Source organism: Tepidimonas sp. HKU77, assembly GCF_049728535.1.
Lineage (GTDB): Bacteria > Pseudomonadota > Gammaproteobacteria > Burkholderiales > Burkholderiaceae_C > Tepidimonas.
The window spans coordinates 1,348,738-1,361,987 of record NZ_CP187300.1 but is presented as its reverse complement, the minus strand read 5'-3'; the positions used below and the strand labels follow the sequence as shown (position 1 = coordinate 1,361,987).

18 protein-coding genes and 1 tRNA gene are annotated in these 13,250 nt (G+C 65.1%); 4 read left to right on the top strand and 15 right to left on the bottom strand.

The window, feature by feature from the left end:
• Nucleotides 1-168 precede the first annotated feature (168 nt).
• From pgi to ACPP3B_RS06560, 4 genes are read left to right on the top strand one after another with little or no spacing between them, the layout of a single operon-like run.
• Nucleotides 169-1,773: a glucose-6-phosphate isomerase gene (gene pgi / locus ACPP3B_RS06575; protein ID WP_299019160.1), complete on the top strand. Its 1,605-nt coding sequence runs from the start codon at nt 169-171 to the stop codon at nt 1,771-1,773.
• Between the two features lie 46 nt (nt 1,774-1,819).
• On the top strand, nt 1,820-2,443 hold the full coding sequence (locus ACPP3B_RS06570; protein ID WP_299019157.1) for a MarC family protein: 624 nt from the start codon (nt 1,820-1,822) through the stop codon (nt 2,441-2,443).
• Between the two features lie 45 nt (nt 2,444-2,488).
• The gene (locus ACPP3B_RS06565) at nt 2,489-2,998 is read left to right on the top strand and encodes a low molecular weight protein-tyrosine-phosphatase (RefSeq protein ID WP_299019153.1); all 510 of its coding nucleotides are present in this window, start codon (nt 2,489-2,491) and stop codon (nt 2,996-2,998) included.
• Between the two features lie 4 nt (nt 2,999-3,002).
• Nucleotides 3,003-4,208 carry a CaiB/BaiF CoA transferase family protein gene (locus tag ACPP3B_RS06560; protein ID WP_424860099.1) on the top strand — a complete coding sequence of 402 codons (1,206 nt, stop codon included), beginning with the start codon at nt 3,003-3,005 and terminating at the stop codon, nt 4,206-4,208.
• A 113-nt stretch (nt 4,209-4,321) separates the two neighbouring features.
• On the opposite strand, the gene ltrA is transcribed toward ACPP3B_RS06560, so the two are convergent.
• The 15 genes from ltrA to rplF form a co-directional block, all read right to left on the bottom strand.
• Nucleotides 4,322-5,686: a group II intron reverse transcriptase/maturase gene (gene ltrA / locus ACPP3B_RS06555; RefSeq protein WP_424860098.1), complete on the bottom strand. Its 1,365-nt coding sequence runs from the start codon at nt 5,684-5,686 to the stop codon at nt 4,322-4,324.
• Between the two features lie 417 nt (nt 5,687-6,103).
• A tRNA-Met gene (locus ACPP3B_RS06550) sits at nt 6,104-6,180 on the bottom strand.
• A 24-nt stretch (nt 6,181-6,204) separates the two neighbouring features.
• Nucleotides 6,205-6,606, bottom strand: a complete 402-nt coding sequence (rplQ, locus tag ACPP3B_RS06545) for a 50S ribosomal protein L17 (protein ID WP_314226340.1) — start codon at nt 6,604-6,606, stop codon at nt 6,205-6,207.
• Nucleotides 6,607-6,685: 79 nt separating this feature from the next.
• On the bottom strand, nt 6,686-7,672 hold the full coding sequence (locus tag ACPP3B_RS06540) for a DNA-directed RNA polymerase subunit alpha (RefSeq protein WP_424860097.1): 987 nt from the start codon (nt 7,670-7,672) through the stop codon (nt 6,686-6,688).
• A 111-nt stretch (nt 7,673-7,783) separates the two neighbouring features.
• Nucleotides 7,784-8,407, bottom strand: coding sequence for a 30S ribosomal protein S4 (rpsD, locus tag ACPP3B_RS06535; protein ID WP_424860096.1), 624 nt, complete (start codon nt 8,405-8,407; stop codon nt 7,784-7,786).
• A gap of 215 nt (nt 8,408-8,622) precedes the next feature.
• Nucleotides 8,623-9,027 (bottom strand): 30S ribosomal protein S11, encoded by a 405-nt coding sequence (rpsK, locus tag ACPP3B_RS06530; RefSeq protein ID WP_144328861.1) that lies wholly within the window; start codon nt 9,025-9,027, stop codon nt 8,623-8,625.
• 21 nt (nt 9,028-9,048) lie between these two features.
• Entirely contained in the window at nt 9,049-9,414 is a 366-nt protein-coding gene (gene rpsM / locus ACPP3B_RS06525) for a 30S ribosomal protein S13 (RefSeq protein WP_424860095.1), read from the bottom strand.
• A gap of 18 nt (nt 9,415-9,432) precedes the next feature.
• Nucleotides 9,433-9,546 (bottom strand): 50S ribosomal protein L36, encoded by a 114-nt coding sequence (rpmJ, locus tag ACPP3B_RS06520; RefSeq protein WP_072242940.1) that lies wholly within the window; start codon nt 9,544-9,546, stop codon nt 9,433-9,435.
• A gap of 30 nt (nt 9,547-9,576) precedes the next feature.
• Nucleotides 9,577-9,795 carry a translation initiation factor IF-1 gene (infA, locus tag ACPP3B_RS06515; RefSeq protein ID WP_043700245.1) on the bottom strand — a complete coding sequence of 73 codons (219 nt, stop codon included), beginning with the start codon at nt 9,793-9,795 and terminating at the stop codon, nt 9,577-9,579.
• A 4-nt stretch (nt 9,796-9,799) separates the two neighbouring features.
• Entirely contained in the window at nt 9,800-11,116 is a 1,317-nt protein-coding gene (gene secY / locus ACPP3B_RS06510) for a preprotein translocase subunit SecY (protein ID WP_424860094.1), read from the bottom strand.
• A gap of 29 nt (nt 11,117-11,145) precedes the next feature.
• Entirely contained in the window at nt 11,146-11,577 is a 432-nt protein-coding gene (gene rplO / locus ACPP3B_RS06505; protein ID WP_068608190.1) for a 50S ribosomal protein L15, read from the bottom strand.
• A 13-nt stretch (nt 11,578-11,590) separates the two neighbouring features.
• Nucleotides 11,591-11,773 (bottom strand): 50S ribosomal protein L30, encoded by a 183-nt coding sequence (rpmD, locus tag ACPP3B_RS06500; protein WP_068608188.1) that lies wholly within the window; start codon nt 11,771-11,773, stop codon nt 11,591-11,593.
• Between the two features lie 13 nt (nt 11,774-11,786).
• The gene (gene rpsE, locus ACPP3B_RS06495; protein ID WP_068608186.1) at nt 11,787-12,305 is read right to left on the bottom strand and encodes a 30S ribosomal protein S5; all 519 of its coding nucleotides are present in this window, start codon (nt 12,303-12,305) and stop codon (nt 11,787-11,789) included.
• 17 nt (nt 12,306-12,322) lie between these two features.
• Nucleotides 12,323-12,688, bottom strand: coding sequence for a 50S ribosomal protein L18 (gene rplR / locus ACPP3B_RS06490; RefSeq protein ID WP_068608184.1), 366 nt, complete (start codon nt 12,686-12,688; stop codon nt 12,323-12,325).
• Between the two features lie 11 nt (nt 12,689-12,699).
• Nucleotides 12,700-13,233: a 50S ribosomal protein L6 gene (gene rplF / locus ACPP3B_RS06485; protein WP_424860093.1), complete on the bottom strand. Its 534-nt coding sequence runs from the start codon at nt 13,231-13,233 to the stop codon at nt 12,700-12,702.
• Nucleotides 13,234-13,250 lie beyond the last annotated feature (17 nt).

Here is a 13,250-nt window from a genome sequence, read left to right as displayed (position 1 = left end):
AAAACCGGGCGGCGGGCCTGCCAGCGCCCGCGAGAGCGCGAGCAGGATCTCTGCCGCGCGCACCGCTGCGCCCGGGACGACAGGCTGCAGTGTAGAACCAAGGCGGCGTGCGTGCACCCAAGGGGTTTCCCGATGGCGTCAAGCGCCAGTGCTACAGTGCGGCCGCGTATGTCACACACTCCGGTTTTCGTCCCCCCCCAGCGGCGCCGCGCGTGGCAAAGCCTGCAAGCCTTGGCCGACCAACCGCGGCCCCACCTGCGTACCCTGTTGGCAGCCGCCGACCCCGAACGCACGGCCGCGCTGCAATTCCACGCCGCCGGCCTGACATTGGACGCCACCCGCCAGGCCATCACACTGCCCATCTGGCACACGCTGCTGGCGCTGGCGCAGGAAAGTGACGTACAGGCACATATCGAGGCGATGTGGCGAGGCGAGCCCGTCAACCCCACCGAAGGGCGCGCCGCCCTGCACGTGGCATTGCGCGGCGGCCCCTTGGCCGATCCCCCGTGGGGTCAGACCATCCAGTTCGAGGTGCGCGCAGAGCTCGCCCGCTTTCTCGACACCGCCGAACGCATCCGCGACGGCCAGTGGCGGGGCAGCGACGGTCAGCCCGTGCGACACGTCGTCAACCTCGGCATCGGTGGCTCTGATCTGGGCCCACGCATGGCCGTGCGGGCGCTCGCCCCTGAACGCCCGGGGCCCGTGCGCGTGCATTTCGTCTCCAACGTCGACGCCCACGCGCTGCACGACGTGCTGCAGCCGCTCGATCCACGGCAAACGCTCTTCATCGTTCAGAGCAAGACCTTCACCACCCAAGAGACCCTGACGCTGGCGGCGAGCGCGCGCCGCTGGCTGGCCAACGCCGGCATTGCCGAGGCGGCGCAGCAGCCCCACTGGATCGCCGTCACCGCGCACCCCGAGCGCGCGCAGGCCTGGGGCGTGCCAGCTGCGCAAATCCACCGCTTTTGGGATTGGGTTGGAGGGCGCTACTCGCTGTGGAGCGCCATCGGGCTGCCGCTAGCCATCGCAATTGGCCGCACCGGGTTCGAGCAGCTGCTCGCCGGCGGCCATGCCGTGGATGAACACGTCCGTCATGCGCCGCCCGCGCGCAACCTGCCCCTTGCGCTGGCGCTGTTGGGCGTGTGGAACCGCAATTTTCTGCGCTGCCCGACCTTGGCGGTCGCCGTCTACAGCGCGCGGCTGGACGGATGGGTGCCCTTTCAGCAGCAGCTGGAGATGGAGTCGAACGGCAAGTCGGTCCACGTCGACGGCAGTGCCGTCGCGGTGGACACCTGCCCCATCGTCTGGGGTGGACTGGGCAACGACGGCCAACACGCCTATTTTCAGCTGCTGCATCAAGGCACCCACCGCATCGCGGTGGACTTCATCGGCGTGCAGGATCTCGGTGAACCGCTGCCGCTGGGATCGGCCCATGCGCGCGTGGTGCGCAACAACCTGCTGGCGCAAGCGCAGGCGCTGGCCGAAGGCCGGGACGAAGCCGCCACGGCCGCCGCCCTGCGCGCCGAGGGTCTGGACGAGGTCAGCGTCGCCCGGATGACCCCGCACCGCACCTACCGCGGCAACGTGCCGAGCAACCTGATCTGGTTGCCTCGGCTCGATCCGTACCACCTGGGCGCCCTGATCGCTGCCCACGAACACAAAGTGTTTTATCAGGCGGTTCTGTGGGGTATTCACCCGTTCGACCAATGGGGGGTCGAACTGGGCAAGACGCTGGCTCAACAGCAACCCGGCGGCAACGCACATAGGCACTGAGGACGCCACTCGGGGTGCTACAGTGCGTCTGACGCGCGCATTGCCCATGGACCTCAAGCCCCTCATCACCCTGCTGGCCATCGTCAACCCCTTGGCCATCGTGCCCTTCTTCATCCACTACACGCTGGGCTTCTCGCCTCGCCAGCGGCGGCGCACGGTGGCCATCTCGGCGCTGACGGCCTTCGCGGTCATCGCCGTGTGCGCCCTCGCGGGCTTGCAGATCCTGGAGTTCTTTGGCATCTCGCTGGCCAGCTTCCAGGTCGGCGGCGGCATGCTGCTGTTGATGTCGGCGCTGTCGATGCTCAATGCGCAGCCCGCCGAGGCCAAAGCCACGCGCGACGAGGTCGACGACGCCGCCAGCCGCGCCTCGATCGCCGTCGTACCGTTGACCATTCCGCTGCTCACCGGCCCGGCCACCATGTCTACCGTCGTCATCTACGCCGACCAGGCCAAGACCTTCTGGCAACACGCGGCTTTGGTCGGCTACGGTGTCGTCATCGCCGCGGCGACCGCGCTGTGCTTTACCCTGGCCGAGCCGATCTCACGTGTACTCGGGAAGACAGGCATCAATGTCATGACCCGCTTGATGGGCCTGATTCTTGCGGCATTGGCGGTGGAGGTGATGGCCAGTGGCCTGGTGCGGCTATTTCCGGCACTGGCGGGGGGATAGTGCGGGCGGAGGTGCCAGCGCAGCGATCGCGGCACAATGCGTCCCATGGACGATGTCTTCGAGTACCGGGTGCTGTTTTTTTGCATGGGCAACATCTGCCGCAGCCCCACCGCCCACGGCGTCTTGCGCGAGCGGCTGCTGGCCCGTGGCCTGCACCAACGCGTGGCGGTCGATTCGGCAGGCACCCACGCCTACCATGTGGGCGAGCCCCCGGATCCGCGCAGCCAGTACCACGCCCAACGGCGCGGGTACGACCTGTCGGATCTGCGTGCGCGGCAACTGGCGCCTGCCGATTTCGAGCGCGCCCACCTGCTGCTGGCCATGGACTGGGACAACCTGGCGCTGGCCGAGGCCATGTGTCCGCCCGCGCATCGGCGCAAGCTGCGACGCCTCACAGAGTTCTGCCGCCGCCATGACAGTCCGGTCGTGCCCGACCCCTACTACGGGGGCACCGACGGTTTCGAGCACGTGCTCGACCTGATCGAGGACGCCTGCGACGGACTCATCGACCACATCGAACGCGTGCTCGCCGCGCGCCAGCCGACTCGTCACTGACCCCATGCAAACCCCTGAACGCGACGCCTTGCCCGCTGCCGGCCCCCTGGCTGGCATCCGTGTGCTCGAACTCGGCCAGTTGATCGCGGGGCCGTTTGCGGCCAAAACGCTTGCCGACTTCGGTGCCGACGTCATCAAAATCGAGCCGCCCTCGGGCGACCCACTGCGCAAATGGCGCCTGTTGCGCGACGGCACATCGGTGTGGTGGGAGGTGCAATCGCGCAACAAGCGCTCTGTGTGTGCCGATCTGCGCACGCCTGAGGGACAGGCGCTGGTGCGGCGGCTGGCTGCCGAAGCCGACGTGTTGATCGAAAACTTCAAGCCCGGCACCCTCGAAGACTGGGGCCTGGGCTGGGACGAGCTGCACGCCCTCAACCCGCGGCTGGTGATGCTGCGGCTATCCGGCTATGGACAGACGGGGCCCTACGCACACAAACCCGGCTTTGGCATCCTGGGTGAGGCCATGGGCGGGCTGCGCTACCTGACCGGCGAGCCCGGACGTACCCCCGTGCGCTGCGGCGTTTCTATCGGCGACTCGATCGCCGCCCTGCACGGCGTCATTGGCGTGCTGATGGCGCTCTACCACCGCGATGCGCGCGGCGGCACGGGGCAGATGGTCGACGTCGCCCTGTACGAGAGCGTGTTCAACCTGATGGAGAGCTTGCTACCCGAATACGACGCTTTTGGTGTCGTGCGCGAGCGCGCGGGCAGCGCGTTGCCAGGCATCGCTCCGTCCAATGCCTACCGCTGTCGCTCGGGCCCCGACGGGCGGGAAACCTATGTGCTGATCGGTGGCAACGGTGATGGCATCTTTCGGCGCTTGATGACCGCGATCGGCCGCGACGACTTGGCGCAAGACCCCGAGCTGGCCCACAACGACGGCCGCGCCCGCCGCGCACACGAGCTCGACGCCGCCATCGAAGCCTGGACCCAGCAGCGCAGCGTGGATGAGGTGATCCAGACCCTTGACGCCGCCGACGTCCCCGTCGGCAAAATCTACAGCGTGGCCGACATCGCGCGCGACCCGCAATACCACGCGCGCGCCATGATCGTGCAAACCACCGACCGCGAGGGCCGCCCGCTCAAAGTGCCGGGCGTCGTGCCCAAGCTGAGCGCCACCCCGGGGTCGTTACGCCACCGGGCACCGCGGCTGGGGGAGCATGACGATGACGTGCGCCACGCCGCGGGCTGGCCCTGCCGGGGCGGCTGAACCGTTGCATTCGGCCCAGGCCAATCGAGATAGGGGCGGTCAGGATACCTGACCGGGCCCCTCCCACACCACCCGGCATGCGGGTCCGCACCGGGCGGTTCGAGAAGTTGAGGTCATGAGAGACGGGGAACGCCAAGTTTGTCGAAGTAGGCAATGGTCAGCACCCGGTTGAGCTCGCCCGCGCTATTCCGCCACCAGCAGCGGGAATTGCCTGCCACCCGCTTTGCCACGTGTTCGGACGCGCCTAGGTTGAGCAGTTCCCGGTAGATCGTGCTACCCCGCTTCCAGTGCTTGAGGTGGATCGCCCGTAGTCGGTGGCGCAGCCATTCGTCCAGCGATCGCCAGACGCCCGGTGTTTGCGCCAGCCCAAAGTAGGCTTTCCATCCCAACAGATAAGGTTTCAGTCGCTCAATGACCTCCGCCATGCTGCGTCCGCCTGAGCGCCGGGTCAGTTGCCTCACCCGCTGCTTGAACGTCGCCATCGGCTTGTCGGCCACCCTGCGCTTGACGCCCTCCTTGCCAAACCAGAAGCTGTAGCCCAAGAACTTCCTTCCCTTGACGCTGGCCACCGCACTCTTGGCTTCATTGACCTTGAGCCTCAGCTTGCCGTAACACTTGCGCAGCAGCGCCATGACCCGTTCGCCAGCTTTCCGACTACGGACATAGACGTTGCAGTCGTCGGCATAGCGCGCAAAGCAGTGGCCGTGCTTCTCCAGTACCTTATCCACTTCGTCCAGCATCACATTCGCCAGCAGCGGCGACAGCGGCCCACCTTGCGGCGTGCCTTGATACCGCTCAAACACTACGCCATCGCTCATGATGCCGCTGTTCAGGTACGCCCGTATCAGCCGAATGATTCCAGCATCGTCGATGCGTTTGCGTAGGCGGTCGATGAGGATGTCGTGGTTGACTCGATCAAAGAATTTCTCCAGATCGACATCAACCACGATCTTCCGTCCGGACTGGATGTAGCCCTGCGCCGCCAGTATCGCGTCGTGGGCTCGTCGGCCCGGCCGGAAGCCGTAGCTGCACTCGCTGAATGTCGGGTCAAGTAGCGGTTGCAGCACTTGCAGCAGTGCTTGCTGGATCAGCCGATCCGTGACCGTCGGAATGCCGAGCTCGCGCTCGCCACCGTCCGGCTTCGGGATCGTTACCCGTCGTACCGGACTGGGCCGGTACCTCCCCTGCAGCAGTTGTTCCCGAATCAATGGCCACGCCGTCACCAGATGGCGGGCGGTCTGGTCAATGTCCAGCCCATCCACGCCGGCTGCGCCTTTGTTGGCTTTGACTCTCTTCCATGCTCGCCGCAGGTTCTCTCTCGCCAGAACCGCTTGCAGCAGTCCCGGCCCTGTGCTCTCGGTGTCCCGTCGCGGGCCGGCCGCTTCGTCGCTGACAGGTTCCCGCCCGGCTTCACCGTGCGCTACCCCCGCCCGCTCTGCTTGCGCAGACTTCTGACGCCTTGCTTCCAGCATCGACATGGTCTCAAGCACTCCTTCTCGTTCGGCCCTTCGCTCACGACTGGCAGCTACTATGGCCTCTGCTGACTTCTCGCTCCGTGTCACCACGTCGCCCTTTCAGGCATAAGGCGAGATCTCCCCGGGTAAGAACGCACTCCTTCACTGCACAACCGCCGGATTTACGCCGCTTCGCCTTGATCACGAGAGCTTCGCGGATTCATGCCCGCTCGCCCTGCTCGGCAGCGCCTTCTATCCGGTTCTTGTCCATCGGCTCGCAGTTTCGCTCCACGCTTCCTCCCCACACTCGGTCGCCCTCATGCAGTTGCGCTTCGCTTCGTTCGCTGTGATCAACTTACGGTGGGACTTTCACCCACAAGAGTGCGCCCGTGCCGGGCGCACATAAAAAACCCGCTGGAGCACGCCAGCGGGTTCGGAAAGTGGTTGCGCGGGATGGATTTGAACCACCGACCTTTGGGTTATGAGCCCAACGAGCTACCAGACTGCTCCACCGCGCGTCAGAAGCTGGAATTATAGCACGATTATTCGGCCTTGTCACCGGCGGGCTCGGCAGCCGCGGCCGGCTCGGCGCGATCGACGAGCTCCATGTACGCCATCGGCGCGTTATCGCCGACGCGGAAGCCCATCTTCAGGATGCGCGTGTAGCCACCCGGCCGGTTGGCAAAACGCGGGCCCAGCTCGTTGAACAGCTTGACCACGGTGTCGCGGTCGCGCAGCCGGTCGAACGCCAGGCGACGGTTGGCCAACGTGGGCTTCTTGGCCAGCGTGATCAGCGGCTCGACCACGCGGCGCAGTTCCTTCGCCTTGGGAAGGGTGGTTTTGATCGCTTCGTGCTTGAGCAGCGAGTTGGCCATGTTGCGCAGCATCGCCTGGCGGTGGGCGCTGGTGCGGTTGAGTTTGCGCAGTCCGTGTCCGTGACGCATGGGAGTTTCCTTTCTGTCTTGTCACCGGCGGCCGGATCAGGTACCGCCGGGGGTCACTGGGGGAGAGAAAAGACGGCGGTCAGTGCTTTTCCAGACCGGCCGGCGGCCAATTTTCGAGCTTCATGCCCAGCGTCAGGCCACGCGACGCCAAGACTTCCTTGATCTCGTTGAGCGACTTGCGCCCCAGGTTGGGCGTCTTGAGCAGCTCGTTTTCGGTGCGCTGGATCAGGTCACCGATGTAGTAGATGTTCTCGGCCTTGAGACAGTTGGCCGAACGCACGGTCAGTTCGAGCTCGTCGACGGGACGCAGCAAGATCGGGTCGAACGCCGGCGCGCCACCCTTGGCGGACGCGCCCGACTCGAACGCCGCGCCGCCTTCGAGTTGCGCAAACACCGACAGTTGCTCGACCAGAATCTTGGCCGCCGCCCGCACCGCTTCCTCGGGGCCGATGGCGCCGTTGGTCTCGATGTCGAGCACCAGTTTGTCGAGATCGGTGCGCTGCTCCACGCGGGCGTTTTCGACCGCATAGCTCACGCGCTTGATGGGCGAGAACGAGGCGTCGAGCACGATGCGCCCGATGCTGTTGCGATGATCGTCACCCTTGCGTAGGTTGCCCGGCACATAGCCACGGCCTTTTTCGACCTTGATCTGCATGTCGAGCTTGGCACCCGGCGCGAGCGTGGCGATCGGGTGCTCGGGGTTGAGGATCTCCACATCGTGCGGCGTCTGGATGTCGCCCGCCTTGACGACCCCTTCGCCCTCCTTGCGCAGGCTCAGCGTCACCTCGTCACGGTTGTGCAGCTTGAACACCACGCCCTTGAGGTTGAGCAGGATGTGCACCACGTCCTCTTGCACGCCGTCGATGGTGGAAAACTCGTGCACCACCCCGGCGATCGTGACCTCCGTCGGCGCGTGCCCGACCATCGACGACAACAGGACTCGCCGCAGCGCATTGCCCAGCGTGTGGCCATAGCCCCGCTCGAAGGGCTCGAGCGTGACTTCGGCGCGGTTGTCCGCCAAGCGCTCGACTTGGATGGTCTTGGGTTTGAGCAGGTTATTCAGCATTCGGACTTCCTTCAATACCCTCGGCTCGTTACACCGATAAGGCCGATGGAGCACAAAATCCCGGACCCCGCACGCAGCGGGATCCGGGCTCTAACGGGGCTCGCCCGACGATCAACGCGAGTACAGTTCGACGATGAGCGATTCGTTGATGTCGGCGCCGAACTCATCACGATCCGGCACCTTCTTGAAGACACCCTCGCACTTGTCTGCCGCCACCTCGACCCAGCCAGGGAAGCCGATCTGCTTGGCCAGCTCCAGCGCTTCTTTGACGCGGGCTTGGTTGCGCGCCTTTTCGCGCACGGCGATCACGTCACCGGGGCTGACCAGGTACGACGGGATATTGACCGTCTGCCCATTGACGCTGATCGCCTTGTGCGACACCAGCTGGCGCGCTTCGGCGCGCGTGGACGCGAAACCCATGCGGTAGACGACATTGTCCAGGCGCGATTCGAGGATCGACAGCAGGTTTTGACCGGTATTGCCACGACGGCGGTCGGCTTCGGCAAAGTAGCGGCGGAACTGACGCTCCAGCACGCCGTACATGCGCTTGACCTTTTGCTTCTCGCGCAGCTGCAAGCCAAAGTCCGATGTACGCGAACCCGAGGTACGACCGTGTTGGCCGGGCTTGGTGTCGAACTTGGCCTTGTCGCTGATCGAGCGGCGCGCGCTCTTGAGGAACAAGTCCGTGCCTTCACGGCGGGAGAGTTTGGCCTTGGGGCCCAGATAACGTGCCACTGGTTTTCCTTTCCGTACTGCCGCAACCCACCCCTTCCGGGGTCATTGCGGGAGCCCGTGCGTGGGGCGATGGATCGGCTAACGCTGACACTCATCACCCGGCCGCACTGGCGGTGGTCTCAATCACGCACGGCCGGACGACGCCCGACCGCCTCTTCGAAAAGCTTGCGATTCTAGCGCGCGCCCGGCTTTTCTGCCACGGCGCGCCAACCGCATCAGATGCGGCGCCGCTTCGGCGGTCGACAGCCGTTGTGCGGCACCGGGGTCACGTCCGAAATCGACGTGATCTTGATGCCCAGCGCACCCAGCGCGCGCACCGATGACTCGCGACCCGGGCCTGGGCCCTTGATCTCGACATCCAGATTCTTGATGCCCTGCTCCATGGCCGCGCGGCCAGCGGCCTCGGAGGCCACCTGGGCTGCAAACGGCGTGGACTTGCGCGAGCCTTTGAAGCCCTGACCACCTGCGGACGCCCATGCCAGCGCATTGCCCTGGCGGTCGGTGATGGTGATGATGGTGTTGTTGAACGACGCGTGCACGTGCGCGATGCCGTCCGAAATGTTCTTGCGGACCTTTTTACGCACGCGCGCCGCAGCATTGGCGGAGGGAGACTTGGCCATGACTGTCCTTTATGCGGCAAATTATTTCTTCAGCGGCTGGGCGGCCTTGCGCGGACCCTTGCGCGTGCGCGCATTGGTCTTGGTGCGCTGACCACGCACCGGCAGGCCACGGCGGTGACGGAACCCGCGGTAGCAGCCGATGTCCATCAGGCGCTTGATGTTCATGGTCACTTCACGGCGCAGGTCGCCCTCGATCGTGAATCGACCCACTTGCTCACGCACCTTTTCCAGCTCAGTGTCGGTGAGGTCTTTGATCTTCTTGGAATACGGAATGCCGCAAGCGTCGCAGATCTGGCGCGCGCGGGTGCGGCCGATGCCGAAGATCGCCGTCAGGCCGATCTCCGCGTGCTTGTGCGGCGGAATGTTGATACCAGCGATACGTGCCATGGTGGTCCTCTACTCGAATCAGCCTTGACGCTGCTTGTGTCGCGGGTCGGTGCAAATCACGCGCACGACGCCATGGCGACGGATGATCTTACAGTTGCGGCACATTTTCTTGACCGAAGCCGAAACTCGCATGTTGCTCTCCTAAAAACGAAAACCGGTCGCTCACTTGGCGCGGAACACGATGCGCGCGCGGGTCAGGTCATAGGGCGTGAGCTCCACTTTGACCTTGTCTCCGGGCAGGATGCGGATGTAGTGCATGCGCATCTTGCCGGAGATATGCCCCAGCACGACGTGGCCGTTTTCCAGCTTGACCCGGAAGGTGGCATTGGGGAGGTTTTCGATCACCTCACCCTGCATCTCGATGACATCGTCCTTCGCCATGATCTCACGCACCCGAGGCCTTGAACGAGGCCTTCTTCAGCAGTGACTCGTACTGCTGCGACATCAGGTAGTTTTGCACCTGCGCCATGAAGTCCATGGTCACCACCACGATGATCAGCAGCGAAGTGCCGCCGAAGTAGAACGGCACGTTGTACTTCAGGATCAGGAACTCCGGCAGCAGACACACCAGTGTGATGTAGACCGCGCCAACCAGCGTCAGACGCAGCAAGATCTTGTCGATGTAGCGCGCGGTTTGCTCGCCGGGACGGATCCCGGGGATGAACGCCCCGCTCTTCTTCAGGTTGTCGGCGGTCTCGCGGCTGTTGAAGACGAGCGCCGTGTAGAAGAAGCAGAAGAAAACGATCGCCGTCGCATACAACGCCACGTAGATCGGCTGCCCCGGCGACAGGGCGGAGGCCAAGTCGCGCAACCAACGCGTGCCGTCACCCGTGCTCATCCAGCTCACCAGCGTGGTCGGCAGAAGAATGATCGACGAGGCGAAGATCGGCGGAATGACGCCGGCCATGTTGAGCTTGAGCGGCAGGTGCGACGACTGGCCGCCATAGACCTTGTTGCCGACCTGACGCCGGGCGTAGTTCACCAGAATGCGGCGCTGACCGCGTTCGACAAACACCACCGCATAGGTCACCAGCACCACCAACGTGACGATGAAGATCGCCGCCAGGATGCTCATCGCCCCCGTGCGCACCAGCTCGAGCAGCCCGCCGATGGCGTTCGGCAAACCGGCCACGATCCCCGCAAAAATCAGGATCGAGATGCCGTTGCCCAAGCCACGCTCGGTGATTTGCTCGCCCAGCCACATCAGGAACATCGTGCCCGCCACCAAGCTGACCACCGCGGTAAAGCGAAATGCAAAACCAGGATCGATGACCAGCCCCGGTGAGCCTTCCAGCGCCAGGGCGATGCCCAACGCCTGAAAGACGGCCAGCACCAAGGTCCCATAGCGCGTGTACTGCGTGATCTTGCGACGGCCGGCCTCGCCTTCTTTCTTGAGCTGCTCGAACGTCGGCACGACGTAGGTCATCAGTTGCATGATGATCGACGCCGAGATGTACGGCATGATCCCGAGCGCGAACACCGTGAAGCGCGACAGCGCCCCGCCCGAGAACATGTTGAACAGACTCAGGATGCCGCCCTGCTGACCCTTGAACAGCTGTTCGAGCTGAACGGGGTCGATGCCCGGCACGGGGATGTGCGCCCCGATCCGGTACACCACCAGGGCCAGCAGCAGGAACACCAGCCGGCGACGCAGGTCGCCGAACTTGCCGGTCTTGGCGAGAGTCGTTGCGTTGGTGGCCACGAGCGATCCCGGATGCGTGGTACGACCGATCAGGCCACCGAGCCGCCCGCCGCCTCGATGGCAGCCTTGGCGCCGGCCGTGGCCGCGACGTTGGTCAGCTTGACGGCGATGCTGAGCTCACCGGTCTTGATGACCTTGACCTTCTTGGCCAGTTGGGGTACGAGCCCGGCCTGCTTCAGGGTGAGCAGGTCGACCTCGGCCTGACCCAGCGCCTGCAGGTCAGCCAGCGTCACTTCGGCGTTGAACTTGAGCGCCTGCGACTTGAAGCCGCGCTTGGGCAGGCGGCGCTGCAGCGGCATCTGACCGCCTTCGAAGCCGACCTTGTGGAAGCCGCCCGAGCGGGACTTCTGGCCTTTGTGGCCGCGGCCCGCCGTCTTGCCCAGACCGGAACCGATGCCACGGCCGACGCGGCGGCGGGGCTTCTTCGAGCCCGCAGCGGGCTTGAGGGTGTTGAGTTCCATCTCGAGACTCCGATCAGAGCACCTGAACCAGGTAGCTCACCTTGTTGATCATGCCGCGCACGGCAGGGGTGTCCTGCAGCTCGCGCACGCTGCCCAGCTTGCGCAGGCCCAGGCCGCGCACCGTGGCGCGGTGGGACTCTTTGCAGCCGATCGGGCTGCGCACGAGCTTGACTTTGACGGTGTTGGGGGTCGTCATGGTGTTCTCCCGATCAGGCCACGAGTTCCTCGACCGACTTGCCGCGCTTGGCGGCGATCTCGGCCGGCGTGGTCGACTTGCGCAGGGCGTCCAGCGTCGCGCGCACCAGGTTGTACGGGTTGGTCGAGCCGTGGCTCTTGGCCACGACGTCGGTGATGCCCATGACCTCGAAGACGGCGCGCATCGGACCGCCGGCGATGATGCCGGTCCCCTTGGGGGCGGGCATCATGATGACGGTGGAGGCGCCGTGGTGGCCCTTGACCTCGTGGTGCAGCGTGCCGCCCTTGAGCGACACCTTGAACATGCTGCGACGCGCCTCGTCCATGGCCTTTTGCACGGACACCGGCACTTCACGCGCCTTGCCCTTGCCCATGCCGATGCGGCCGTCGCCATCGCCCACCACGGTCAGCGCCGCGAAACCCATGATGCGGCCACCCTTGACCACCTTGGTCACGCGGTTGACCGAGATCATCTTCTCGCGCAGGCCGTCGTCGTTGGCCTCGGTCTTCACGTTAGCTTGCATTTTTGCCATTTGCGTCACCCGCTCCGTCAGAATTGCAGGCCGGCTTCACGCGCGGCTTCGGCCAGGGCCTTGACGCGGCCGTGGTATGCGAAGCCCGAGCGGTCGAACGCCACCTTCTCGATGCCGGCCGCCTTGGCCTTCTCGGCAATGCGCTTGCCGATCAGGGCCGCCGCCGCGGTGTTGCCGCCCTTGCCGGCACCGCCGAGCTGGGCACGGACTTCGGGCTCCAGCGTGGAGGCCGACGCCAGCACGCGCGCGCCATCGCCCGAGATGATGTTGGCGTAGATGTGCAGGTTGGTGCGGTGCACCGCCAGGCGCACGGCGCCCTGCTGGGCGATGCGGATGCGGGTCTGCCGCGCGCGACGCAAACGCTGTTCTTTCTTGGTCAACATGTTCGCAGTCCTTACTTCTTCTTGGTCTCTTTGATGACGACCTTCTCATCCGCATACCGGATGCCCTTGCCCTTGTAGGGCTCGGGGGGACGCACCGAACGGACCTCGGCGGCCACCTGGCCCACGCGCTGGCGATCCGCGCCCTTGATCAGGATCTCGGTCGGGCTCGGGGTCTCGGCCTTGACGCCCGCGGGCATCTCAATCTCGACCGCGTGCGAGAACCCGACGTTGAGGTTGAGTTTGGTGCCTTGGGCGGCGGCCTTGTAGCCCACGCCCACCAGCGTCAGCTTGCGCTCGAAGCCCTTGCTGACCCCGATGACCATGTTGTTGACGAGCTGGCGCACCGTGCCGCTGAGGGCATCGGATTCGCGCGTCGCATCCGCCGGCGCAAACGTGAGTTTGCCGGCGTCTTGCTTGACGGTGACGCGCGGGTTCAACGGCAGGCTCAGCGTGCCGAGCGCACCCTTGACAGAAATGCTGTCCTGACCAATGGCCACCTCGACGCCCTGCGGAATGGCGATGGCGGCTTTCGCTACACGAGACATCTTCGTTGCTCCTTCCT